Here is a 25,344-nt window from a genome sequence, read left to right on the forward strand (position 1 = left end):
CGGCAGGGGTATTCCCTTGCCCTGCGGCAAGTAACCCCAAGATCGCTGAGAAGATTCCGACACCATGAGACGGCCCCGACGGGGTACTGCGACGGCATGGCAGCAGCGCAACCCGACCCCCGGACCAGGCACTACGGGGTCTTCTACGGTCTCGACGAGCCCACCGGCGACGGCCCGGTGGCCCTGGTCATCGGCAACTGCCAGGCCGAATCGCTGCGACTCATGCTCGACGGGGGCGAGCTGCGGACCGTGCGGCTGCCGCCCGTCCACGAACTCGTCGCGGACGACCTGCCGCACCTCGCCCGCTGGCTGGCCCGGACGACGCTGCTGATCACCCAGCCGATCCGCGACGACTACCGCGGCCTGCCGCTCGGCTCGGCCCAGCTGCGGGAACCACTCGGCCGCGGCGCTCTGACCGTGCGGGTGCCGGTGATCCGTTTCGCCGGCCTCTACCCGGCCCACGCCATCGTGCGGCCGCCCTCCGACCCGAGCCTCGTGCCGCCGGTCGTCGCCTATCACGACCTGCGGTTTCTCGCCCAGGCGGCCGGGCTCCGGCTTTCGCCGTTGCAGGTTCCGGCCGTACGGGCCATCGCCGAGCACTCCCTGGAGCAGCTGCGCTCGCGGGAGGTCGCGCACGGCACGGTGATCGTCTCCGACCTGTTCGCGGCGCCGTCGTTCGCGTTGATGCGCACGCTCAACCACCCCGGCAACCCGGTCTGGGCGGTGCTGGCCGCGCGCGTCCGAGCCGCCCTGGGCCTGTCCGAGCACGTCGTCGATCCGGGGCGGCCGCTGCTCGACTCCGTCCACGCGCCCCGCGAGGCGGCCGTCCTCGAAGCCTGGGAGATCGACGACCAGGAACGCCCGCACTGGGTGGTCGGCGGCAATGTCGTCGAGACCGAAGCCGTACGGGAAGAGCATTTGATCTGGTACGAACGGCATCCCGATGCGGTGCAGGCCGGGCTGAACCGGCACGCGGACGCGCTGCGACTGCTGGGTGCGGCATGAACGCGCTGCCGGCCCTGGCCGTGACCGCGGACGAGCGCCACGGCGTCACCATCGCCGCGCGCGACCTGGCCACCGCGGTGGAAGCGGCCACCGGCGTCCGGCTGGAGGAGGATGCCGCCGCCCTGCTCGGCGACCACCCGCCGGAGCGGGCCCACCTGCACTTCACCGACCGGCTCTGGGCCGGCTCGCCGGAGGAGGCGGCCGCGGTCGTCGAGCGCATCGCGGCCCGGACGGCCCTCACCGTCACCTTCCACGACGTGCCGCAGGCGTCCGACGGCCCGCGCAACCGGCCGCGTCGCACCGACTGTTACGCCCGCGTGGCCGCGGCCGCCCGCGGGGTGGTCGTCAACAGCCGGCACGAGGCGGCGCACCTGGCCGAGGCCGGCATCGTGCCCCGGGCCCTCGGGGTCGTTCCGCTGCCCGTCACTCCCGCGCCGCCCGCGCCCCGCCCGCAGAAACGGCATCCCGACGTCGCTGTGCTGGGCTTCTTCTATCCCGGCAAGGGGCACGCGGAAGTGGCCGACGCCCTGGCCGCGGGGACGCGGCTGACCGTGCTCGGCGGTCCGTCGGCCGGGCACGAGGACGACCTGCGGGCGTTCACCGCGCAGGCCGCGGCCCGGGGTGTCACGGTCGAGGTGACCGGCTTCGTGCCGGCCGAGGATCTGATCGCGCGGTGCCGGGCGGTCACCGTGCCGGTGGTGGCCCACCGGCACTTCTCGGCCTCGGGGTCGCTGGCCACCTGGATCGCCGCCGGTCGCCGGCCCCTGGTCATCGACGGGCGCTACACCCGCGAGATGGCCGAGCTGCGGCCCGGGACCGTGCACCTCGTCCCGGCCGACGGGCTCGCGGAGGCGCTGGCCGGCGCGTTGGCCGACCCGGGCTCGACGTGGCTGGCCGCCGACGCGGTCACCCGGCCCCACCTCGACGACACCGCCGAGGCGTACCTGCGCTGGTGGACAGGAGACATCGCATGGTGAACGGCCGTTCCGTGCCCGGCAACCAATGGGACCGGCTGGACGGGATCGAGCCCGAGCAGCCGCCCGCGGTGTCGGTGATCGTCGTGCACTACGAGCAGCAGGCCGAACTCGACCGGACCCTGGCCGCGCTCGGCCGGCAGACACACCCCGCCGGGCGTACGGAAGTGATCGTGGTCGACGACGGCTCGGCTCAGCCTCCACGGGTGCCGGCCGGGGTGCGGCTGCTGCGCCAGGCCGACGAGGGGTTCCGCGCGGCGGCGGCCCGCAACCTGGGCGCGTCGGCCGCGAGCGGGGACGTGCTGTGCTTCCTCGACGCCGACACGGTGCCCGAACCCGAGTATCTGAGCCGCATGGCCCGGCTGCCCGCGCTCGCCCCGGAGGCGGTCGTCGTGGGCCGGCGACGGCACGCCGACCTGGCCGGGCTGCCGGTCGACGCCCCGGTCGAGCAAGCCGGACCAGCGGCCGAACTGCCCGAACCGCAGTGGTTGCGCGACGGCTACCGGCTCTCCCGCGACCTGCTCGACGCCGACGACCGGTCCTACCGCTACGTGATCAGCGCCGCGCTGGCCTGCTCCCACTGGTTCTTCGAGCGGGTCGGCGGATTCGACGAGAGCTTCCGGGCGTACGGCGGCGAGGACTGGGAGTGGGCGTATCGGGCTTGGCGGGCCGGGGCGCTGCTGGCCCACGCGGCCGACGCGGTGGCCTGGCACGACGGGCCGGACTGGGCCGGCCGCGACCTGGACGACCCGGCCCGGCGGGCCCGCAAGGACGCCGAGACGCTGCTGCTGACCGACCACATCCCGGTCGCGGGCTCGCGTGGGCGCGGCGTGCGCAGCGCCGGCGCCGACGTCGTGGTCCGGCTGGCCGCGGCGCCGTCACCCGCGGCGGCGTACGTCTGTGTCGACTCGCTGCTGGCCGTGCTGCCCGCCGCGGTGGTGTGCGTGCCGCCCGACTACGCGGACCTGTTCGCCGCCGACCAGCGGGTGCTCACCGCGGACGCCGAACCACCACCGTCCCGCGTCGTCATCGACGTGCCGTCCGCGGTCCGCGTCGACCCGGTAGCCAAGGAACTACGCGAGGCAGTGGCCACAGTGGGCGTCGGCACCCTGGGCACGGTGCTGCTCGGCCCACTCCGCATCGACTCGGCGCGCGCCCGCTCCCGCCGCACGACCTGGGGCTTCGAGCTCTTCGAGACCCGCGTTCACCCGGACGCCGCCCTGACTCCGCTGGCCGCCGACCCCGGCCTCGCCGGTTACCTGGGCGGCTGGTCCTGACCATCCGGAGACGTCTCCGATAGAATCGCCGGCATGGTTCGTTCGGATGCTCGTGAGAATCGGGCTCGCATCCTGGCCGCGGCGCGGGCGGCGTTTCTCGAGGACGGGGAGACCTCGATGAACCAGATCGCGCAGCGGGCCGGTGTCGGGCCGGGCACGCTCTATCGGAACTATCCGAACCGTGAGGCGCTCGTCCTCGACATCTATCAGGACGAGATCGACAAGCTGGCCGACGGGGTCACTGCGCTGCTCGAGGCGCATCCGCCGGTCGAGGCGCTGCGGCTCTGGACGCTCGAGCTGGTCGGGGCCATGCGGCAGAAGCACGGCCTGGGCGGGGCGCTCAGCGCGGCGGCCCACCAGTCCATCACCGAACGGTCGTACGGGCCGGTCATCGCGGCCATCACCCGGCTGCTCGACGCCGGGCGGCAGGCCGGCGCCATTCGCGACGATGTCGAGCCGGGTGATTTCCTGCAGCTCACCGGCGCCCTGTGGCGGGCCGCGCCGGACCGCACCGAACCCATCCTGGGGCTGGTGCTAGACGGTCTGGCCCGGGGCTGAGAACGCGAAACGGCGGGCCGCCGAAGCGGACCGCCGTTCTTGACGCGTTAGATCAGAGCGGGCGGATGTTCTCCGCCTGCGGGCCCTTCTGGCCCTGGGTGATCTCGAATTCCACCTTCTGATTCTCGTCCAGGCTGCGGTAACCCGAGGACTGGATGGCCGAGAAGTGGGCGAAGACGTCGGCGCCGCCGTCGTCGGGGGTGATGAAGCCGAAGCCCTTGTCGGCGTTGAACCACTTCACGGTGCCTGTCGTCATGTCTGCCCCTTTGCAGGCTGTGTGAGTCCGCACTGTGCGGACTCGCTCGCCGCCGCGTTTGATTGCCCGCGCCGAATGACACGACAAAACGAAAGGCGCCCGGCGGGTTCGGATTACCCCATCAGGCGCCGGTAACGTCTACGGAAAATCAAAACTGCAACGCGAGGACCCTAGCACAGCGAACGCCGCCTGTGGCCCTCATGAGTCGAGCCGCAGATCGGGGTGGCGTCCGGCCACCGTGCGCAGGCGCCAGCGGTGGGGGAACAGGGCCAGCAGCGCGTCGTCGCGGACACGGGTCATGACCTCGACGTTCGACTCCGTCCGCAGGATCTCGCGCCCGGCCGCGTCGGTGCGCGCCGCCACCTCGTACGGCAGGTGATCGAGTTGCACCTGCACCCCGAACTCGGACTCGAGGCGGTACGTGGCCACCTCGAACTGCATGGGCCCGACCGCGGCCAGCACGGGCGCCTGGTCGCCCCGCTGCTCGGAGCGCAACACCTGCACCACGCCCTCGCCGTCGAGCTGCTCGATGCCACGGCGGAAGCGCTTGAAGGCCGACGTGTCGTTGGTGCGCACGACGGCGAAGTGCTCGGGCGGGAACGACGGCAGCGGCGGGTACTGCACCGGGGTGTCGGTGTAGAGCGTGTCGCCGATGCCGAGCGCGGTCGCGTTGACCAGGCCGACCACGTCGCCCGGGAACGCCTCGTCGATCGTGTCGCGGCCCTGGCCGAAGATCTGCTGCGCGTACTTGGTGGTGAACGGCTTGCCGGTGGTGCCGTGCTTGACGATCATGCCCCGTTCGAACCGGCCCGAGCAGATCCGCATGAACGCCACCTGGTCGCGGTGGGCCTTGTTCATGTTGGCCTGGATCTTGAAGACGAACCCGGAGAACGCGCCGTCGACGGGCTGGTCGGCGCCGGTGGCGGTGGGCCGGGCGGTGGCCGCCGGGGCCAGCTCGACCAGCACGTTCAGCAGCTGCCGGACGCCGAGGTTGGCCACCGCCGCCCCGAACAGCACGGGCGTGCTGGTCGCGGCCAGGAAAGTCGCCTGGTCGTGGTCGGCCCCGGTCATCGTGAGCAGGTCGAGCTCCTCGGTCGCGGTCTCCCAGTCGGCGCCGTAGCGCTGCGCCGCCTCGGCCCTGTCCATCTCTTCCTCGATGGCCAGGTCGGCGCCGCCGGGGGAGCGTTCCATCCGGGTGAACACGCCGGTGCGGCGGTCGATGACGCCCTGGAAGTGCCCGGCGATGCCCACCGGCCAGGTCAGCGGGGTCGGCTTGAGCCCGATCCGCTGCTCGATCTCGTCCATCAGGGCCAGGGCGTCGTGGCCGGGCCGGTCCCACTTGTTGATGAAGGTCATCACCGGGATCTGCCGCTGCCGGCACACCTCGAACAGCTTCAGCGTCTGCGGCTCGAGCCCCTTGGCCGCGTCGAGCAGCATGACCGCGCTGTCCACGGCGGTCAGCACCCGGTAGGTGTCCTCGGAGAAGTCGGCGTGGCCGGGGGTGTCGAGCAGGTTGATCACGGTGTCGCGGTAGGAGAACTGCAACGCGGCCGAGGTGACCGAGATGCCGCGCTGCTGCTCCATGGCCATCCAGTCGGAGACCACGCCGCGGCGGTCGCCCTTGCCGTGCACCGCGCCGGCCTGCCCGATCACGCGCGCGTGCAGGGCCAGGGCCTCGGTCATGGTCGACTTGCCGGCGTCGGGGTGGGAGATCACCGCGAACGTACGCCTCCGGCCCGCTTGACCGGCCACGCCGGTCGCCGACGCCAGCACGTTCTGACTCACGTTGCGCTCCCCATCCTCACAGCCTCGCCGATCCGTTGCGACGGCCCTGGAGAAAGGTATCTCCTTGCCAGGCGGCCCCGAAGCCGACCGGGCCGTGACCGCTCCCACCATGACGACACAAAGTAGCTGTACGCTCGCATCTTCCTGGCGGCTGGTACGGGGACAGGGGCGCGGCATGATCGATGGCACGCTGGTCACTCTGGCCCAGGCCGCCCGCGAGGCGATGCGCCAGGCCAGCGCCGCCCTGATCGCGTCCGACCCGACGCTGGCCCAGCAGGTGACAGTGCGGGACGCCGAGATCGACGTGCTCGCCCGTGTCCTCGACGACCGGGTCTACGAGCTGGTCGCCCAGCAGCACCCGGACGGCGACGACGCCCGCCGGCTGCTGAGCGCGCTGCGGGTCGGCGCTCACCTCGAGCGGATGGGCGACCTGGCGGTGCACGTGGCCCGGGCCACCCTGCGACGGCACCCGGTGCCGGCCGCGGCGGCCGAGCTGGCCGGGATCCTGGGGCAGATGGGGGCCGCGGCCGACGATCTGGCCGGCAAGGTCGTGGCCGCCCTGGCCGACCGGGACACCGAGCTGGCGGGCCGGCTCGACAAGGACGACGACGCGATGGACGAGTTGCACCGCCGGCTGTTCACCGTGATGCTCAGCCCGGAGTGGCCGCTGGGCGTCGAGGCAGCCATCGACGGCGCCCTGCTGGGCCGGTTCTACGAGCGCTACGCCGATCACGCCGTCGACATCGGGCGGCACGTCCTCAGGCTGTACGGCGACGGCTCTAAGCTTGCGGAATGAAGGTTCTGTCCATCCAGTCGGCGGTCGCGTACGGCCACGTCGGCAACTCCGCGGCCGTGTTCCCGCTGCAGCGCATCGGGGTCGAGGTCGTCCCGGTGCCCACGGTGAACTTCTCCAACCACACGGGCTACGGGGCCTGGCGCGGTCCGCTGATCCCGCCCCCGGACGTGGCCGAGATCCTGCTCGGGGTGCAGGATCGGGGCGTCTTCGGCCAGATCGACGCCGTGCTGTCGGGCTACCAGGGCTCGGTCGGCATCGGCGACGTGATCGTGGACGCGGTGCGCCGGGTCAAGGAGGCCAACCCCGCGGCCGTGTACGCCTGCGACCCGGTGATGGGCAACGCCAAGTCGGGCTGTTTCGTCGCCCCCGAGATCCCCGAGCTGCTGCGCGACCGCGTGGTGCCGGTGGCCGACATCATCACGCCCAACCAGTTCGAGCTGGGCTTCCTGACCGGCACCGAACCGGCGAGCATCGAGTCGACCCTCGCCTCGGCCGACCTCGCGCGGGCCATGGGCCCGTCGACCGTGCTGGTGACCAGCGTCGAGCGGCCCGACCGCGACGAGGGCACGATCGAGATGCTGGCCGTCGACGACGCCGGCGCCTGGCTCGTGACCACCCCGCACCTGCCGTTCAAGGCGAACGGCTCCGGCGACGTCACGGCGGCCCTGTTCACGGCCCACTACGTCGCGACCAAGGACGCGGGGGTGGCGCTGGAACGCACGGCCTCGAGTGTCTTCGACCTGATCGAGACCACGTACCGCTCCGGCGAACGCGAGCTCCAACTGGTGGAGGCTCAGGAGTTCTACGCCACCCCGCGCATGCAGTTCAGCGCCCGGCAGGTGCGATAGACCCTTTTACCCGTACGGGTTGAAAGGGATGCCGGAGGGTTTGGCCGCGTTCAGCAGGTACTCGAACGAGCCGTCCCGGATCTTGAGGCCGGCTGACCCGAAGTCGGCCGCCATGAGCTTGTCGCGCAGCTCGAGGCTGGGCCAGCCGTTCCAGTCGACCAGCGGCGGGTAGCGCCAGTTGTGGTAGTGGTTCTCCGGCGGCTCGTCGTTGCTGTTGGCCGGCCGGAAGAAGTGGGTGGACGGGCCGTCCTTGTGATAGACGGCCTTGGGGTGGGTGCCGTCGAACCGCACCTGCGACCGGGGGTAGGTCACCTGCGAGCTGTGCTGGGTGGTGGTGACGTACTCGACCTGGTTGCTCGCCTGGTTCACCCACGAGACGACGTGTTCCCAGTCGTGCCGGTGGCCGCCGAGGCCGCTGCCGGCCACGGCCTGGTCCTTCTCGAAATAGCTGGCGTAGACGATCGCGCACCAGCCGTTGTTGCACTTCGACCGGGCGTACGTCTGTGAGTTGTCCAGATCCCACTGGTCGCGGCAGCTGCCGTTGACCGCGCCGGTGGTCTTGAGCCCGCCGTTGAGCGTGCCGTCGGGGCCGATGGCCGGGGTCGCGTAACAACCGTCGACGTCGTAGTCGTACGCGGGGGAGAAGGCCTGTTCGTAGCCGCCGGCACTCTGCGGCAGGTTGGGCGGGGGATCGGCGAGGGCGGGGGCGGCCCACACCGCGAGGATGACCGCGGTGAGGCCGGTGGCGGCCCCGATCCGGGCCAGGGAACGACTACGACGCATCGGCGACGCCCTTCGGGTCGGCACGCCGTGGGGCCGGCGTGTCGGTGGGATCTTCACCGAAGCGATAGAGCCTGGTCAATAGGCGTCCTATGTCCAACCAGGACCGTTATCGGCACCGTCGGTTATCAAACCGTTACATGGTGATCCCTTGCTTGAAACGAACCACAGGACCGAAGTTTGTACATGTCATAAACAAATTTCGATGAGCTGGTCGGGCGCGAGTCCGGCCGGCGCCGCGGGATGGTCAATCGGCGGGCCGGACCGACTGTCAATTGTCTACAAAGGACAAGGGAGATCTCGTGCCCCGTCGACGATTTCGCCATCCTGGGCGAAACCTGCTGACTGCTGCCCTCATGTCGTCCGCCCTGCTGGCCGGAAGCCTGATCGGCACTCCGGCCGCCTCGGCCGCTCCCGCCCCGGCCGCCGCGGCGGCCGCGGCCGAGCCCTACTCCGTTCTCGTCTTCTCGAAGACCGCCGCCTTCCGGCACGACGCGATCCCGGCCGGCATCGCCGCTGTCCAGCAGCTCGGCGCGGCCAACGGCTTCAGTGTCGACGCCACTGAGGACGGCGCGGCCTTCACCGACGCCAATCTGGCCAAGTACAAAGCCGTGATCTGGATGTCGACGACCGGCGACGTGCTCAACGCGGAACAGCAAGCCGCGTTCGAGCGCTACATCCAGGGCGGCGGCGGCTACGCCGGCGTCCACGCCGCTTCCGACACCGAGTACAGCTGGCCCTGGTACGGCGAGCTGGTCGGCGCCTACTTCAACGCCCACCCGGCCAACCAGCAGGCGACCGTCAAGGTCGAGGACCACGCGCACCCGTCCACCGCCTCGCTGCCGGACAAGTGGTCGCGCTTCGACGAGTGGTACAACTTCCGGACCAACCCACGCAGCAAGGTGCACGTGCTGGCGTCCCTGGACGAGACGTCCTACACGCCGGGCACCGGCGCGATGGGCAGCGACCACCCGACCGCCTGGTGCCGCGACTACGACGGCGGCCGCACCTGGTACACCGGCGGCGGCCACACCCAGGCGTCGTACTCCGACCCGCAGTTCCTGGCCCACCTGCTCGGTGGCATCCAGACCGCGGCCGGGGTGGTCGACGCCGATTGCGGCGCCTCGCTCACCAGCAGCTTCGAGAAGGTCTCGCTGGACGCCAACACCAGCAACCCGATGGAGCTGGACATCGCGAAGGACGGCCGCGTCTTCTATGTGGAGCGCGACGGGCGGGTCCAGATCATCAAGCCCGACACCGGTCGTACGGTAACCGCGGTTGACCTTGATGTCTTCACCGGCAACGAGGACGGCCTGATCGGCATCCGCCTCGACCCGGACTTCGCCACAAACGGCTGGGTCTATCTGTACTACGCGCGCAACGACGGCATAGCGCGCAACCTGTTGTCCCGGTTCACCGTCACCGGCGACACCATCGCCACCTCCAGCGAGAAGGTCGTTCTCGAGGTCACCACGCAGCGCAACACGTGTTGCCACGCGGGTGGGAGCATGACCTTCGACAAGGACGGCAACCTCTACCTGGCCACCGGTGACAACACCAACCCGTTCGAGTCGAACGCGTTCACCCCGATCGACGAGCGGGCCGGCCGGCAGGACTACGACGCCCAGCGGACCTCCGGCAACACCAACGACCTGCGGGGCAAGGTGCTGCGGATCCACCCCGAGGACGACGGCACCTACACGATCCCGGCCGGCAACCTGTTCGCCCCGGGGACCGCGAAGACCCGTCCCGAGATCTACGGCATGGGCTTCCGCAACCCGTTCCGGATCGGCACCGACCCCAGGACCGGCGTCCTCTACGTCGGCGACTACGGGCCGGACGCCAACGCGTCCAACCCCAACCGGGGGCCCGAGGGCACGGTCGAGTGGAACATTGTCGGCAGCGCGGGCAACTTCGGCTGGCCGTACTGCACGGGCGCGAACTACGCCTACAACGACTACCAGTTCCCGTCCGGGCCGAGCGGCGACAAGTTCAACTGCGCGGCGCCGGTCAACGACTCGCCCAACAACACGGGCCTGACCAACCTCCCGGCGGCCCAGGTCGCCACGGTGGACTACGACTACGGCGGCAACCCACTCTTCCCCGAGATCGGTGGCGGCGGCGCCCCGATGGGCGGACCGGTCTACCGCTACGACGCGGCGTCGACCTCCGAGCACAAGTGGCCGGCCTACTACGACGGCAAGGCCATGTTCGGTGAGTGGAACCAGTCGAAGATGTACACGATGCAGGTCGCGGCCGACGGCAAGTCGCTGGTCGACATCAACCAGCTGCTGACCGGCATGAGCTTCGTCCGGCCGATGGACTTCGAGTTCGGCCCCGACGGCGCGCTCTACATGATCGAATGGGGCAGCGGCTTCGGCGGCAACAACGACAACTCCGGCGTCTACCGGATCGACTACATCGCCGGCGCCCGGGCTCCGATCGCGGAGGCCAGCGGCACCCCCACCTCCGGGCCGACACCGCTGACGGCGAAGTTCTCGAGCGCGGGCTCCCGTGACCCGGACGGCGGCGCGCTCACCTACGCCTGGGCCTTCGGCGACGGTGCGACCTCGACCGAGGCCAATCCGACCCACACCTACACCGAGGCCGGCAACTACACCGCGCAGCTCACCGTCACCAACCCCAAGGGGCGTACGGCGGTGGCCAATGTGCCGGTGACGGTCGGCAACACCGCGCCGACGGTCTCCATCGAGTTCCCGCCCGACGGCGGCTTCTTCGAGTGGGGCGACCAGGTCAAGTACACGATCAAGGTGACCGACCCCGAGGACGGCACGATCGACTGTGACCGGGTCGAGCTGCAGGTGCTGCTCGGCCACGACGAGCACGCCCACCCGCTCGAGCAGCACACCGGCTGCACCGGCACCGTCCAGACCGCGCTCGCGGCCGGGCACGGCGCCGAGGCCAACGTGTTCGCTGTGTTCGAGGCGACCTACACCGACAACGGCGGCGCCAACGGTGTCAAGGCGCTGACCGGTCGCGCGATCGAGCAGCTCCAGCCCAAGCGCAAGCAGGCCGAGTACTTCGCGGCCACCGGGCGGGTGCCCGGCAGCACGGGCGGCGGCGACGCCGGCGTGGTGCGGGAGACCACCACCGACCCGTCCGGCGGGGGCCAGAACATCGGCTTCATCGAGGACGGCGACTGGTGGTCGTTCGACCCGGCCAGCCTGACCGGGATCGACTCCATCCGCTTCCGGGTCGCCTCCGACGTGGCCGGCGGACGGATCGAGGTCCGGTCCGGGGCCGCCGACGGCCCGCTGCTCACCACGGCCACCGTGGCCAACACCGGTGGGTGGCAGAACTTCGTCGACGTCACGGCGCCGGTGACCGCCACCAGCACGGAGTCGCTGTTCTTCGTCGTCCGGGACCCGGCCGGCGGGGCGGGCTCCCTGATCAACGTGAACTGGGTCGACTTCCTCGGCAAGGGTGTCACCTCGAACGCGCCTCCGGTGGTCAGCGCGACGGCGACCCCGTCGACCGGCACCGCGCCGGTCACGGTCGCCTTCGACGGCACCGCCACCGACGCCGAGGGGGACACGCCCCTGACGTACGCCTGGGACTTCGGCGACGGCAGCTCGGCCACCACCCTGGACGCCAGCCACACGTACACCACACCGGGCAATTTCACGGCCACCCTCACAGTCACCGACAGCCGGGGTGCCAAGGCGTACACCAATGTGCCGGTCAAGGTCGAAGCTGCGACCACGGCCTGCCCCGGGGTCCGCTCGGACGACTTCCTCGGGAACGAGCTCGACCGCGACCGCTGGACGGTGGTCCGGGAGAACCAGACCTTCTCGGTCGGCGGCGGAGTGCTGAAACTGCCCACCGCGGTGGGCGACCTCTACGGCGGCACCAACGGCGCCACCAACCTGGTGCTGCAACCGGCACCCGGTGGCGCCTGGCAGGCCACCACGAAGGTCACCCTGCCCGTCACGGCCAACTACCAGCAGGCCGGGCTGATCGTCTATGGCGACGACGACAACTACGCCAAGCTCGACGTGCTCTACAGCGGCTCCCGCCGGGTGGAGTTCATCCGGGAGAACGCGGCGACCCCGCGCAACGAGAGCAGCGACGCCACCGCGGCGCCGGCCGGCGACGTGGTCTACCTGCGGGTCAGCAGCGACGGGACGAACCTGACGGCGGAGGCCTCGGCCGACGGCGTGACGTTCACCCCGGTCGGACGGGCGGCCGCGCTGGCCGGCATCGTCAACCCGCGGGTCGGGGTGTTCGCCCTCAACGGCAACACCGAGGCGCCGGTGGTGGACGCGGCCTTCGACTGGTTCCGGATCACGCCGGACGAGTCGGTCAAGCCCGCGCCGTCGGACGAGTTCAGCGGAACCGCGCTGGACAAGTGCCGCTGGGACGGGATCATCCGGGAGGACGCGGCCGCGTACCGGGTCGCTGACGGGGCGTTGAAGGTCGACATCTCCAACGGCGACATCTACACCGGCAGCAACACCGGGCCGACGAACTTCTTCCTCCAGAACGCGCCCTCGGGCGACTGGACGGTGGAGACGAAGGTCGACGGCAGTCTGCTGAACGAGCAGTACCAGCAGGCCGGTCTGATCGTGTACGGCGACGACGACAACTACCTCAAGCTCGACTACGTCCTCGACAACACGGCCGGGCAGACGCTCAGCCGGCGACTCGAGTTCCGCAGCGAGATCGGGGCGGCCGTGCAGGATCCGCAACCTCAGGCGGGCAGCCTGACGTCGGGGATCTGGTATCTGCGGCTGGCCAAGGTGGGCACCACGTACACCGGCTCGTACTCGGCCGACGGCACGGACTGGACCGCGTTCCAGAGCCTGACCAACGCCGCCGTCGGGACCACCCCGAAGGTCGGCCTGTACACGCTGGGCGCCAACCAGACCGCGTCGAAGACCGCGTCGTTCGACTACTTCCGGCTCAGCACGGCCTCCGCCGACAGTACGGCGCCGGTCACCACGGCCGTGGTGTCCGGAACCCCGGTCGACGGCTGGCTCACCGGCGCCGCCACGGTCACCCTGACCGCGACGGACGCCGGGTCGGGTGTGGCGAGCACGGAGTACCAGCTCGACGGGGCCACGGCCTGGACCGCTTACACCGGCCCGGTGGCGGTCAGCGGGGACGGCGGGCACGAGGTGCGGTTCCGCTCGACCGACAGGGCGGGCAACGTGGAAACGGCGAAGTCGGTCGCGGTGAAGATCGACAGCACCGCGCCGCTCACCACGGCCCAGTTCGCGCCGGCCAACGACAACGGCTGGCACAACGGGGCCGTCCCGGTCACGCTGACCGCGGCCGACGCCGGCTCGGGCGTCGGCAAGCTGGAGTGGTCGCTCGACGGCGGGCCCTGGACGGCGTACACCACCCCGGTCGACGTCAAGGGTGACGGCCAGCACGAGCTGCTCTACCGCGCCACCGACAAGGTGGGCAACGCCGAGACGCTCAAGTCGGCCGTCCTGCGGATCGACGGCAGCAAGCCGACCCTGCTCGTGTCGGGTCTGGCCCACGGCCAGCTCTACGGCGACAGTCAGGACGTACGGGTGTCCTGGCAGGCGGTCGACCCGAGCTCGGGCATCCAGAGCACCTCGGCCACCCTCGACGGCCAGGCGTTCACCAACGGCGCCCTGCTGTCGCTCTACACCCTGCCGCTGGGCCTGCACGACCTGACCGCGACCGCGGTCGACAAGGCCGGCAACCGCACCACGACCACGGTGCAGTTCTTCGTGGCGACCTCGTTCCGGGACATGCAGAACCTGATGGACCGGTTCAAGGCGACCGGCCGCCTGACCACCAAGGCCCACAAGGATCTGACCAAGAAGATGGACGCGATCCGCAAGGCGGAGGCCGAGGGCAAGGACGACAAGGCGATCAAGGAGCTGAAGGCCTTCAAGACGCTCGTCAACGACAAGAAACTGGTCACCGACACCGACGTCCGGGACACCCTGCTCCGCGACGCCAACGCGATGATCGAACGGCTCGGCGGCACGGCCAACGCGGCCGCCAAGGGCTGGGTCAAGGGTGACCCGACCCGGAAGAACCGCTGGCGCTGACCCGACAGGGCCCGTCCTCTTCCCGAGGGCGGGCCCGCCCGGCTCGCAGAAAGGAAATGCGATGCGCCGTACGGGTGCCGCTGTTCTGACCGGACTGGTGCTGGCGTTCGTGCCGGTGGCCGGCCCGGCGTGGGCTCACGAGGGCAAGCTCGAACTGGAGGTGTCCGGTGACGGTGCCACCGGCGTCATGGTGCAGGCCAAGCACGCCGACGGCCACCGTCTCGAAGAGGTGGTGCGGCTGGTGATCAGCGCGAAGGCGGCGAACGGCCACGAGGTCGGCCCGATCCAGCTCGAACCGGCCGGAGAAGGGCAGGGCTTCTACAGCAGCGGCCCGATCCTGACCCCGGGCGACTGGCGCGTGACGGTTCGGGCGCCCGCGCCGTACACCAGTGAGGCGACCGTCGCGGTGCGGGCCAAGGCCGCGCAGACGGACCCGGCCGTGGCGGCCCCGGTCGGCTCGCCGGCCGAGGCGGGGGCCTGGTGGCGGTTCTGGCCGCTGGCGCTCGGGGTCCTCGTGGCCCTGGCCGGCGCGGCCACGTTGTCGGCCCGGATGCTGCGGCGCCGGCAGCCCTGACCGCAGCCTCGGCGACACGCCGAGAAAATCTGGGTGCAACCTCCTAGATTTTGGCGGAAAGCTGGGCTAGATTTTCTCTCAGCAGAGAACGAGATCGTTGGAGACGCCGACGAACGGACCGAGCGTCAAGCAGGGCCCCTGACCCATGTCGGGGCTCGCTCGGCCGGTGGCGGAGGTTTCGCCATTGCACGCAAGACCTTGACGTTTTTCCAGGTCAGGGCAGATGGCTCGTCGCACGTGCTCGAGGCCGTGCAGGTACGAGATGGGGCTTCGGCGCCGGCGAGCAGCACGACCGAGAAGAGAAGCCGAGGAAAGGGAGGGAACGAGCACCGTTGGATCGCCCGTCGCCAGAGCGCACGGTTTCACCTCTGGGGCGGTCACCGCAGTTTCCATCGAACGAGAGGTGGTCTCCGGTCACGTATTTGCGATCCTCGCACCCGATGTCGCCGACAGCGGCTGGTGCGGATACGACAACCCGACGAACCTGTCGGTAAATGGTGTTTACCCGTTAACCCTGGGCCCCGGCGATCTGCGCCGGGGCCCTCGTTCTGGAACAGGATGTATGCCCTCAAACACCGATATGTTCGGCGACGACGACTACCCCGCCTACACCATGGGCCGCGCCGCGGAAATCACCGGCGCCTCGCAAGACTTCCTCCGCCGCCTCGACGAGGCGAAACTGATCGCCCCCACCCGCTCGGCCGGCGGCCACCGCCGCTACTCGAAATACCAGCTGCGCCTGGCCGCCCGCGCCCGCGAGATGGTCGAACAGGGAACCGCCCTCGAAGCCGCCTGCCGCATCATCATCCTCGAGGATCAGCTGGAAGAGGCCCTACGCCAGAACGCCGAATACAAGCGCCAACAAGAAGCCGGCGCCTGACCGGGTCCGCTGAACCGCGCCTCGCTCCCACGTGATCCGCCCGGCCCGACCGCGGGGTAGTGCTCGGCAGTCTCCATGTGAGCAGACGAGGGACTGGCACTGTGGAACCCGACCGGCCCCACCGCCCTCCGCGCGCTCGGTCCAGGTCTCGCCTGGCGGCGCCGCGGACTTCCACTCTCTGGACCGCACCACCACTGTGAACGAGGTGCCACCGGCAACTCGATGCTCACGTGAAACTGCTTGATCGCGCTGCTGCCGAACGAAATGCGCGAGATCCGCCGGCTTCGCCCCGCTCGGCCCTGATCGGCTCGCGCGGCGACGAGCACGGCGGCGACGATGAACCGCCGTGGACGCGGCCGGCCGGGGTCAGTGGCCCAGGACGGCCTTGAGGAGCGAGATGGCCGCGGCCACGGCGGCCAGGGCCAGGCCGGCCAGCAGCGTACGGAAAGAGGGCTTCTGCGACCGGAGCCGTTCGACCAGGAAACCGACGAGCGCCATGCGGACCAGCAGGTATATCTCGGAGATCAGGGTCGCGGCGCTGCCCTCGATCCAGTGGGCCCAGGCCGCGGCGAGCAGCAGGCAGGGCAGCACCGCGGAGGACACGACCGGCTGCGAGTCACGAAGCTCGTGCCGGATCTCGTGCCGGGTCATGGGCGCGCCGGCCCGGGCGTTGTGGCCGACGATCTCCGAGAAGACGTGGGCCAGGTAGGTCGAGACGGCCACGCCCAGCACCAGGGTCAGGGCGTGCCCGTGCGCCGCGTCCTCGTCGGTGAGCGGCACCAGCGTGGCGAACACGATGATGTTGCCGTACAGGTAGGCCGAGATCCGGGCCGCCGCCCGCTCACCCGAAAGATCGCCATCGGCCCGGTACCGGACCACCCGGTCCCGCAGGTTCGGCCCCTCTTTGCTGATCACCACCCCATCGTCGCGTACGACCGCCTCGCGATCACGCAAGAGACCGGACTCCGCGCGACACGCCGGCAACCATCGGGCGGTAACGTGAGGGCTTGCTTTACACGATGCCGGCCCTGGACGAGTCGGATCGTCGTGTCCTGGACGAGTTGAACGAGATGACGGCCGGGCTTCAGGCGGGTCTGCGGACCGGGCCGCGCTGGGCTGGGTATCTGCGCCGGGACCTTTTCGCGGCCGCGATCCAAGGCTCCAACGCGATCGAGAACATCGTGATCAGCGGGGCGGACGCTCGGGCACTGGTGCAGCACGCGCCGATGTCGGCCGCGGTCCGTGAACGGACGTGGCAGGCGGTCATCGGCTATCGGGACGCGATGACTTATGTGCAGCAGACGCCGGCGATGGATTTCTTCGAGTACTCGGAGACGTCGCTGTCCACGCTGCACTTCATGATCGCGAGGTATCAGCCCGCCAAGTGGCCGGGCCGGTACCGGCCCCGCGGGATCTATGTGAGCGGGGCCGACCGGCTGGATGGGGTATTCACGGGCCCGGACGCGGGCCTGGTCGCCGGGCTCATGGGCGAACTGGTCGAGTGGCTGCGGGGCGGGGATCTCGGGGCTCCGGGCTGTGCTCGGGCGGCACTGGCTCACCCCAATCTTGTCGGCATTCAGCCCTGGCGGAAAGGCAACGGCCGCACCGCGCGAGCGCTGCACACATTGGTGCTGACGCGGGGTTCCGGGTGGCTGGGTACCGGGGTGCCGGCATCCGCGGCGGAGTTGGGCCCCGAGTTCTCCTCGATCGAGGAATGGCTGGGCTGGCCCACGAATGCAGTTCTCTACTTCCAGGCGTTGCGATCTGTTCAGCAAGGTAGCTTCCAGCCGGAGCGCGACGCCCATTCGTGGTTGAAGTTCGTTTTCACCGCGCATCATCGGCAGGCTCAGAGCGTGAAGCGGCGGTACGACTGGACCGTTCGGTTGTGGAACGACTTGGCGCGCCTGGCCGACGAACAGGGACTGCCGGAGCGGGTGGTGTCCGCTCTGTATGGCGCGGCTGCCGGCGAGGTCCGGCGCACCACGTATCAGCAGGACGAGGGTCTCAGCCGGGATCAGGCCATCCGGGGCATCCAGGCCCTGACGCGGGCGGGTCTGCTGGCGCCCCGGGGCAACGCGACGACCCGGGTCTACGTACTTGACGGCGTCGCGGCCGACATGGCTGAGGCCGCGGCCGTCGCCGTTCGCGGATTCGGGCGGGATCCCTACGACGAGGGTCGGTAGCACACCTCGGCCGTAATCGGCTGCCCTGCGGGCGACGTCTGCGGGCCACCCTTGTCTTCCTCGACTCGGCCGCGCACACCGACCTCGACCCGCTCCCGCCCGACGCCCGCCTGCGCCCCCTGTCCAGCCGCAAGCCAGCCCTGTGGATCACGCCTGCGGGGCGTTCTTGTGGTTGGGCATTGATACGGCCCATTTTGTGCGGACACCTCGGATTCGTGGGCTGGCACCGTCAAGGCGGCCGACGCGGTCGAGCGGGAGGCTCCGGCGCGTTCGGATGAAGGAGCGGCAATCGACGTACATGATTGCGCTTGTGTGACGGGATCCGTACGATCGTGTTACCGGCCGTGATGAAACGTTTCACGACACACTAAAAGGCGAGCGGCATGTCTGGACATGTTGCGATGACGCCCGCCCGGTCGGTGGCCACTCCGTCACACGATTCGATCGGGAGGGTGCGACTTGAAACGAACAATTCTTCTGGCGACCGCGATGCTCATGGTGATCGCCGGGACCGAGGCCCCGGCCACGGCCGCGGGAGCACAGACCGCCGCGCAAGCGGCGCTGGCCGTCACCGGGCTCACTGTGGAGGGTGTGCAGGGCGCGCTCGGCATCGACACGCCGAATCCGCGGCTGGGCTGGCAGATCGGCTCGGCGCGGCGTGGGGTCACGCAGTCGGCGTACCAGATTCGCGTCGCCTCGACGGGGGCCAAACTCGCCGCGGGCACTGCCGATGTCTGGGACAGCGGGCGGAAGACGGGTGCCGAGTCGACGCTGGTTCCGTACGCGGGAAAGGTCTTGACCTCGGCCACGCGCTATCACTGGCAGGTGCGGGTCTGGGACGACGCGGGACGCGCCTCGGCCTGGAGTGCCCCGTCCTGGTGGGAGACGGGTCTGCTGACGGCGGGGGACTGGCACGCGAAGTGGATCGGGCGGGAGCGGCCCACCGCGACCTGGACGGACTACACAGTGGACGTGCGGCTGACCGTCACCAAGGATGCGGCGGGCGTCTTCTTCCGGGCCAAGAGTGTCAACGACGCCTACATGTGGCAGCTGGCCAACTTCAACAACGTGCCGGTGCTACGCCCGCACGTCAAAGTCGGCGGCAGCTGGCAGCTGATCAGGGAAGTGCCGCTGGCGATGGCGCCGGGCGATTTCAACCGTCCGCATGATCTGCGGATCGAGGCGGCCGGCCCGACCATCACGACGTTCGTCGACGGCACGCGCGTCGACACCACCGAGGACAGCCGGCAGAAGAGCGGGACCGTCGGGCTGCGCACGTCCGGCACCGAGGCGGCCGTCGTCCACTCGGTGAAGGTCACCGTCGGGGGCAAGGTCGAGATCGACGCCGATCTGACCGGTGGCACCAATCCGTTCACGGCGGGCACGCCGACGCCGCAGGGGCTCGAGGTGACCGGGTCGGTCGAGACGTTGCTGGCCGACACGGCCGGGAAACCGTTGCTGCGGCGGGAGTTCCGCGTCGACCGCAAGGTGCGCCAGGCCCGGATCTATGCGACAGCGCTCGGTGCGTACGAAATCTCGCTGAACGGCACCCGGGTCGGTGACCACCTGCACGCGCCGGGCTGGACCGACTACAACAAGCGGATCCAGTACCAGACGTTCGACGTCACCGGTCAGGTCGCCGCGGGCGAGAACACCCTGGCGGCCATGCTGGGCGACGGCTGGTACTCCGGCTCGATCGGGTGGTTCGGCGACAAGCAGTACGGCGAGCGGCCTCAGCTGCTGGCCGAGCTCCGCATCGACTACACCGACGGCACCTCGCAGACCGTGGTCAGCGACGGCAGCTGGCGGGCGGCCGACGGGCCGGTGCTGCGCGGCGACAACATCCACGGCGAGACGTACGACGCCCGGCTCGAACCGTCGGGCTGGCGCACCTCGGCCTTCGACGACGCCGGGTGGTCCGCGGCCACCGTCGGCAGCGACGCGCCCACCCAGCGGCTGGTGGCCCAGGTCGACCCGCCGGTCAAGGTGACCCAGGAGCTCGCCGCCAAGACCCTCACCCAGCCCCGGCCCGGCGTGTGGGTGTTCGACCTCGGTCAGAACATGGTCGGCGCGACCCGCTTGCGGGTGCGGGGCGCCGCCGGGCAGACCGTACGCATCCGGCACGCCGAGGTGCTCAACCCGGACGGCACCGTCTACACCGCCAACCTGCGGACGGCCCAGGCCACCGACTACTACACGCTGAGCGGTCAGGGAGCCGAGGTGTACGAGCCCAGGTTCACGTTCCACGGCTTCCGGTACGTGGAGCTGACCGGATACCCCGGCACGCCCACCCTGGCCACCGTGACCGGCCGGGTCATGGGCACGGCAGCCCCCTTCACCGGCGAGCTGACCACCAGCGACCCGATGGTCAACCAGTTGCAGAGCAACATCGTGTGGGGGCAGCGGGGCAACTTCCTGTCGATCCCGACCGACACCCCGGCCCGCGACGAGCGGCTCGGCTGGACCGGTGACATCAACGTGTTCGCCGAGACGGCCACGTTCAACATGGACTCGCTCAGCTTCCTCACGAAGTGGCTGGCCGACCTGCGCGACGCCCAGTCGGCCAACGGGGCCTACCCGGATGTGGCGCCGCGCAGTTGCTGCGGTGACGGGGCTTCGGGCTGGGCCGACGCCGGGATCACCGTGCCGTACACGTTGTGGAAGCGCTACGGCGACACGAAGGTGCTGGCCGACCACTACGACTCGATGCGCCGCTACATCGACTACGTGCAGGCCACCAGCAGCGGGCTGCTGCGGCCCGCGGCCGGCCCCTACCTGGACTGGCTCAACCTGGACGACCCGACCCCGGCCGGGGTGGTCGGCACGGCGTACGCCGCGTACAGCACCCGGCTCTTCGCCGAGATGGCGGCGGCGCTGGGCCGCACTGCCGACGCCGACAAGTACGGCGCCCGGGCCACGGCCGTCACCGACGCGTTCGCTCAGGCCTACGTCGGGGCGGACGGCCGGGTCCAGGGCGACAGCCAGACCGCGTACGTGCTGGCCCTGAGCATGGGTCTGGTGCCGGCCGAACGCCGGGCGGCCGCGGGCAACCGGCTCGCGGAACGCGTGGCGTCGCGCGGTTACCACCTCTCGACCGGCTTCCTCGGCACGCCCGACCTGCTGCCGGCACTCTCCGACACCGGTCACCTGGACGTCGCCTACCGGCTGTTGACGAACAAGGACTACCCGTCGTGGGGGTACGAGATCGCCCGCGGCGCGACGACGATCTGGGAGCGGTGGGACTCCATCAAGCCCGACGGCAGCTTCGGCGACGTCGGCATGAATTCCTTCAACCATTACGCGTACGGGGCCGTGGGCGACTGGATGTACCGGACTGTCGGTGGCATCCGGCCCGACGACAAGTCACCGGGGTACCGCCACGTCACCATCGGGCCCAAGCCGGGTGGCGGCATCACCTCGGCCCGGGCCACCTACCAGTCCCGGTACGGGCAGTTCGTGAGCAGCTGGAAGCTCGACGTGGCCGGGCAGATGACGCTCGACGTCACCGTTCCCGGCAACACGACGGCCACCGTCGAGATCCCGGCGGCCAGCCGCTGGGCGGTCACCGAGGGCGGCCGGCCGGTCGGCGGGGTCACGATGGCCGGCGGGAACGCGGTGGTCACCGTGGGCTCGGGCAGCTACAAGTTCGCGGTCGACACCGTTCGCGGTGACCTCGGCGAGGCCCGGGTGTCGGCGGAGTCGATCAAGAAGCAGGCGCCGGCCCTGGCGTTGACGACCGCCGCTGCCGATCTCAGCTACGGAAAGGTGTCCGCGAACGCCACCGCGGCCGCTGTGCACCTGGCGCTGGCCGCGGCGGCCGACGTCGAACGCCACACCCACGACGCCGGGGTGAAGGCCAAGGTGGCCGATATCCGGGCGCGGCTGTCGCGGGTCTCGGCCGCACTGGTCGGTGCGGTCGCCTCGCTGAGCGTGCCGCCGGGCGATCTCGCCCCGGGCGACACGGTCCGGGTCGAGGCCAAGCTCGAGAACAAGGGTCAGGGCGCGCTCACCGACGTCCGGATCGATCTGCCGGCTCCGGCCGGCTGGACAGTGCGAAAGGTGGGGGCGACGACTTTCGATGTGCGCGTCGGAGCAGGCCAGACGCCCGGGCCGGTCGAGCTGGCCGGGACCGTGAGCTACCGCCGCCCGATCGGGACGGCCACCCTGCCGATCAAGGCCACGATCACGGTCGTACCCCCGGTCGAGATCACCGCCGTCACAGCCGGTCCGGTCGAAGTCGTTCCGGGCGGCGCCACCACGCTCAGCGTCGCGCTGCGCAACCGCTCGACCATCCGGGCCCAGGGCAGCGTGACGGTGACCGGGTGGCCCGGAGTGACGGAGCAACCGTACGACCTGGCTCCCGGCCAGACACGGACGGTGGCGGTGCCGACGACGGCGCCGCTGACCGTGACCGAGGGCCCGGCCACACTGACCGTCGACGCCGGGGGCGCCGAAGCGGCCACGGACGTACGGGTGGTCGTGGCGGTGCCGCCACCGGGCGCGACTGATCACGCCGACCTCGGGGACGGCGCCTCGGAGCAGGCGCACAACCTCAAAGCCTCGGCCGAGTCGGGCACCAACACCGAGGCCGGTCTGACCCGGCGCTACACCTACCAAGGGGTCGCGGGTGGCTACTTCGAGTTCGACCTCGCGGTCGAGCCCGGGAAGCCGTTCGTGCTGCGGGCGATCGAGACGTACGACCGGGCCCAGCTCAAGGACTACGACATCCTGATCGACGGCGAGGTCGTGCACTCCCGCGCCTATCAGCGCACCGAGGGCGGCGTGGGCAAGGTCAGCTACCAGATCCTGGTCGACCGGGCCGACCTGACCGCGGACAGCAAGGTGCGGGTCCGCTTCCAGGAGGACGCCGAGGGGCGTAACTACGACCCGTCGATCGCCGACGTCTGGTCGCTGCCGGTGACCACCGGCTGAGCAGGCCGTGGGCGGCAGGGTGACCTGCCGCCCACGGTGGGGCCGAGGAGAGCGCGGACGCTAACAGCCAGTTCCCCCGCTTGCGCGGAGGTTCCCGAATTGAACGGAAGAAGGAAGCGCCCACATAGCCTCGACCCCGGCAGTCTAGGCCGGAATCAGCTCGCCGAGCCGGGCCGGCCCATAAATCTCCGACCCGTCCGGAAGCTGCTCCGGGGCGGTCAGGCCGACGAACGTGACCGGCTCGTCCACCGGCTGCCCGTCCCACACACGCACTTCGGTCTGCGCCCGCCACAGGTCGACCAGGTACGACACGGTCAGGTAGCGCCGCTCCAGCAGCGCCCGTACCCGATCAGCCGTGGTGAACGTGTTCTCCTCCACGCGGTTGAACGACGGCCGGCCCGAGAGGTACAGGTGCAGCCACACGGCCTGCCAGCCGTCCGGGCCCGGCACGAACACCATCGGCAGCGCGACCCGCCCCGACCCGCGCATCGACGAGCGAGCCCGCACCGTACGCGCGTCGAACGGCGCCCCGCGCTGGCCGGCCGCCCGGGTCTGGTAGCCGAACATCGACTCGGCCACCCGATCGAACGACTCGCCCGAGTAGATGTGCACCTGCGGCACCACGTACGTCCCGCCCGGCGTCAGTGGCACGTCGATGAACTCGGTCGCGCCCTCGGGCGCCTCGGTGAGGTCGCCCGAATGCACCACTCCGTCGTGGTGGTAGTTCGTCCACGAGACCTGGCCCGCCTCCCGGAAGTTCTCGTCGAGCAGCAGCACCGACAGGTCGTAGTCGGTGTCCCGGCTCGTCTGCCGCCAGTACGTGAAGAACCGCAGCACCTCCCCGGTCACGGTGGCCCGCGAACCCCGCGGCAGCACCGCGAAGCCGTCCTCGGCCGCCTTACCGGACAGCGGCAGGGCGACGTCGAGCACGGCCGGGTCGACCAGGACCGGCCGCTCCCACCGCGTCAGCCGGGCGCCGATCTCGGCGTCGAGCCGAGCCGACAGGTCGGCGATCAGCTCGGGCGGCAGCGGCGGCCGCCGGTCCGGGCCGACCCACGAGTTACGGGAACGGCTGGCGTACAACCGGGCCGAGGCGGGCGTCAGCCGGTTGCCGACGTGCTCGCGCAGCGACAACAGCACCCGGCCCGAGGCCGTGCCGAGCGCCTCCGTGACGGCGTCGACCACGACGGCCCGGTCCGGCCCGGTCGACTGGCGCAGCAGCCGATCGGCCGAGCGCAGCAGCAGGCCCGGCGCGGCCGACAGCGCGGTCGCCGCGGCACCGATCTGCCCGGCCCCGAACGCGGCTTCGGCCCGGCCCGCGATCGTGCGGACGCGAACCTCGCCCCGCGCCACCGCGAACACCTTCTGCGCGTGCGGCCACTGCCCGAACTCGTGCGGGTGCAGTCGCTCGCCCAGCCGCTTCCACGGCTCCGCGTAGCGGCCGACGTCGGCCAGCTTGCCCTCGGCGACCTTGTTCAGCGCGGCCAGCAGGACCCGGCGCTCCGGCCGCCGGAAGGCCCGGAACCGCGTGGCCTCCCGCAGCGACACGTCGCCACCCGAGGCCTGCACGGCCAGGCGCAGCACGTCGGTGGTGGTGTCGACGGCGACCAGCGGCCGCCCCAGGACCAGTCGGATCCCGTTGAGCACGGCCCGGTTCTCGCGCACCGGAATCTCGTCCGGCTGGGTGCCGTCGGCGCAGGCCAGCGCGAGCTCGCTCAGGATCGCGAGGTCGGCCTCGCCCAGCGGCGTCGTACGACCGGCCAGGGCCAGATAGAGCCGCGAGGCCTCGGCCTCGACCGTCTCACCGAGGTGCAGGATCGTCACCCGGTCGCCGGCCGTGGCGACCAGCTCGTCGTGGGCGGCCAGCAGTTCGGCGTACGTGTGCTGGTAGGTGCCGTACCCCGGCAGCTCGAGCAGGTTGAGGCCGGTGGCCGGGGCGTCGCCGGCCATGACCGCCGCCGCCAGCCGTTCGGCCCAGAACTCGACGGTGTCCGGCACGTCGTGCGGGAAGCCGAGGAAGTAGGCGTTGTGCCGCACGTGGTCGCCGACCAGCTCGCGCACCGCCGAGACGACCGTGGCCGCCAGATCCATGGCCGGCGCCGGGGCCAGCGCGCCCACGTGCTCGAGCAGGGCCCGCGAGGCCGAGAAGCCGACGTCGAGCAGGGCCGCGTCCAGCTGCCGGGCCACGGCCCGGCCGTCGCCGGCGGCGCCGGTGCTCGTCGGTACACGCAGGGTCTTCTGGATCATCATCTTCTCGAGCACGCGGTCCTCCGTTCCACGGTCGTCGTTTGTGGGCCGCCGGGGACTCGAACCCCGAACCCTCCGATTACGAGGAGAAGGAAGCGTCGCCATGACCGCACGAGGCGGGGAGCGATGACGCTGTTCAGCCAGATGCTCTGCCAGTTGAGCTAGCGACCCGCAAAATGATCACACGGCCCGCCGCGGT

General features: G+C 70.7%; 16 protein-coding genes and 1 tRNA gene. 11 read left to right on the forward strand and 6 right to left on the reverse strand.

Translation table 11 applies throughout. The features are described from left to right. The first annotated feature begins 96 nt into the window (after positions 1 to 96). Genes M1L60_RS13605 through M1L60_RS13620 form a run of 4 tightly spaced genes read left to right on the forward strand, consistent with a single transcriptional unit; the run spans position 97 to position 3,814 of the window. Positions 97 to 1,005, forward strand: coding sequence for a WcbI family polysaccharide biosynthesis putative acetyltransferase (locus M1L60_RS13605; protein WP_253237750.1), 909 nt, complete (start codon positions 97 to 99; stop codon positions 1,003 to 1,005). After that, positions 1,002 to 1,982, forward strand: a complete 981-nt coding sequence (locus M1L60_RS13610; protein WP_253237751.1) for a glycosyltransferase family protein — start codon at positions 1,002 to 1,004, stop codon at positions 1,980 to 1,982. Before M1L60_RS13605 ends, M1L60_RS13610 begins: the two co-directional genes overlap by 4 nt. Then, entirely contained in the window at positions 1,976 to 3,256 is a 1,281-nt protein-coding gene (locus tag M1L60_RS13615) for a glycosyltransferase family 2 protein (protein ID WP_253237752.1), read from the forward strand. The genes M1L60_RS13610 and M1L60_RS13615 overlap by 7 nt, the downstream gene beginning before the upstream one ends. A 33-nt stretch (positions 3,257 to 3,289) precedes the next feature. Then, positions 3,290 to 3,814 (forward strand): TetR/AcrR family transcriptional regulator, encoded by a 525-nt coding sequence (locus M1L60_RS13620; RefSeq protein WP_253237753.1) that lies wholly within the window; start codon positions 3,290 to 3,292, stop codon positions 3,812 to 3,814. A gap of 52 nt (positions 3,815 to 3,866) precedes the next feature. On the opposite strand, the gene cspE is transcribed toward M1L60_RS13620, so the two are convergent. Further along, entirely contained in the window at positions 3,867 to 4,070 is a 204-nt protein-coding gene (cspE, locus tag M1L60_RS13625; RefSeq protein WP_253237754.1) for a transcription antiterminator/RNA stability regulator CspE, read from the reverse strand. Between the two features lie 198 nt (positions 4,071 to 4,268). Next, positions 4,269 to 5,855, reverse strand: a complete 1,587-nt coding sequence (locus M1L60_RS13630; protein WP_253237755.1) for a peptide chain release factor 3 — start codon at positions 5,853 to 5,855, stop codon at positions 4,269 to 4,271. 175 nt (positions 5,856 to 6,030) lie between these two features. Between M1L60_RS13630 and M1L60_RS13635 the strand changes: the two genes are divergently transcribed. Together M1L60_RS13635 and pdxY are read left to right on the forward strand one after the other, a co-directional pair. Then, the gene (locus M1L60_RS13635; RefSeq protein ID WP_253237756.1) at positions 6,031 to 6,651 is read left to right on the forward strand and encodes a phosphate signaling complex PhoU family protein; all 621 of its coding nucleotides are present in this window, start codon (positions 6,031 to 6,033) and stop codon (positions 6,649 to 6,651) included. After that, entirely contained in the window at positions 6,648 to 7,499 is an 852-nt protein-coding gene (gene pdxY, locus M1L60_RS13640) for a pyridoxal kinase PdxY (RefSeq protein ID WP_253237757.1), read from the forward strand. Before M1L60_RS13635 ends, pdxY begins: the two co-directional genes overlap by 4 nt. Positions 7,500 to 7,505: 6 nt before the next feature. Here pdxY and M1L60_RS13645 read toward each other — a convergent pair whose 3' ends face one another. Further along, positions 7,506 to 8,282, reverse strand: coding sequence for an NPP1 family protein (locus tag M1L60_RS13645; RefSeq protein WP_253237758.1), 777 nt, complete (start codon positions 8,280 to 8,282; stop codon positions 7,506 to 7,508). A gap of 353 nt (positions 8,283 to 8,635) precedes the next feature. Here M1L60_RS13645 and M1L60_RS13650 point away from each other — a divergent pair, with 353 nt between their 5' ends. The 3 genes from M1L60_RS13650 (at position 8,636) to M1L60_RS13660 (ending at position 15,783) form a co-directional block, all read left to right on the forward strand. Next, positions 8,636 to 14,329 (forward strand): ThuA domain-containing protein, encoded by a 5,694-nt coding sequence (locus M1L60_RS13650; protein WP_253237759.1) that lies wholly within the window; start codon positions 8,636 to 8,638, stop codon positions 14,327 to 14,329. A gap of 61 nt (positions 14,330 to 14,390) precedes the next feature. Next, positions 14,391 to 14,903 carry a hypothetical protein gene (locus M1L60_RS13655; RefSeq protein ID WP_253237760.1) on the forward strand — a complete coding sequence of 171 codons (513 nt, stop codon included), beginning with the start codon at positions 14,391 to 14,393 and terminating at the stop codon, positions 14,901 to 14,903. Positions 14,904 to 15,465: 562 nt separating this feature from the next. Beyond that, positions 15,466 to 15,783 carry a helix-turn-helix domain-containing protein gene (locus M1L60_RS13660; RefSeq protein WP_438862108.1) on the forward strand — a complete coding sequence of 106 codons (318 nt, stop codon included), beginning with the start codon at positions 15,466 to 15,468 and terminating at the stop codon, positions 15,781 to 15,783. A 366-nt stretch (positions 15,784 to 16,149) separates the two neighbouring features. Here M1L60_RS13660 and M1L60_RS13665 read toward each other — a convergent pair whose 3' ends face one another. Next, complete coding sequence (locus M1L60_RS13665) at positions 16,150 to 16,698, reverse strand: hypothetical protein (RefSeq protein ID WP_253237761.1); 549 nt, start codon at positions 16,696 to 16,698, stop codon at positions 16,150 to 16,152. 92 nt (positions 16,699 to 16,790) lie between these two features. Between M1L60_RS13665 and M1L60_RS13670 the strand changes: the two genes are divergently transcribed. Continuing rightward, positions 16,791 to 17,966, forward strand: coding sequence for a Fic family protein (locus M1L60_RS13670; protein ID WP_253237762.1), 1,176 nt, complete (start codon positions 16,791 to 16,793; stop codon positions 17,964 to 17,966). Positions 17,967 to 18,425: 459 nt separating this feature from the next. Further along, positions 18,426 to 22,898, forward strand: a complete 4,473-nt coding sequence (locus tag M1L60_RS13675) for a family 78 glycoside hydrolase catalytic domain (protein ID WP_253237763.1) — start codon at positions 18,426 to 18,428, stop codon at positions 22,896 to 22,898. A gap of 144 nt (positions 22,899 to 23,042) precedes the next feature. On the opposite strand, the gene M1L60_RS13680 is transcribed toward M1L60_RS13675, so the two are convergent. Both M1L60_RS13680 and M1L60_RS13685 read right to left on the reverse strand, forming a co-directional pair. Beyond that, complete coding sequence (locus tag M1L60_RS13680; protein ID WP_253237764.1) at positions 23,043 to 25,160, reverse strand: TerD family protein; 2,118 nt, start codon at positions 25,158 to 25,160, stop codon at positions 23,043 to 23,045. 29 nt (positions 25,161 to 25,189) lie between these two features. Next, a tRNA-OTHER gene (locus tag M1L60_RS13685) sits at positions 25,190 to 25,316 on the reverse strand. Positions 25,317 to 25,344 lie beyond the last annotated feature (28 nt).

This window comes from Paractinoplanes aksuensis, from assembly GCF_024137025.1.
Taxonomy (GTDB): Bacteria; Actinomycetota; Actinomycetes; order Mycobacteriales; family Micromonosporaceae; genus Actinoplanes; species Actinoplanes aksuensis.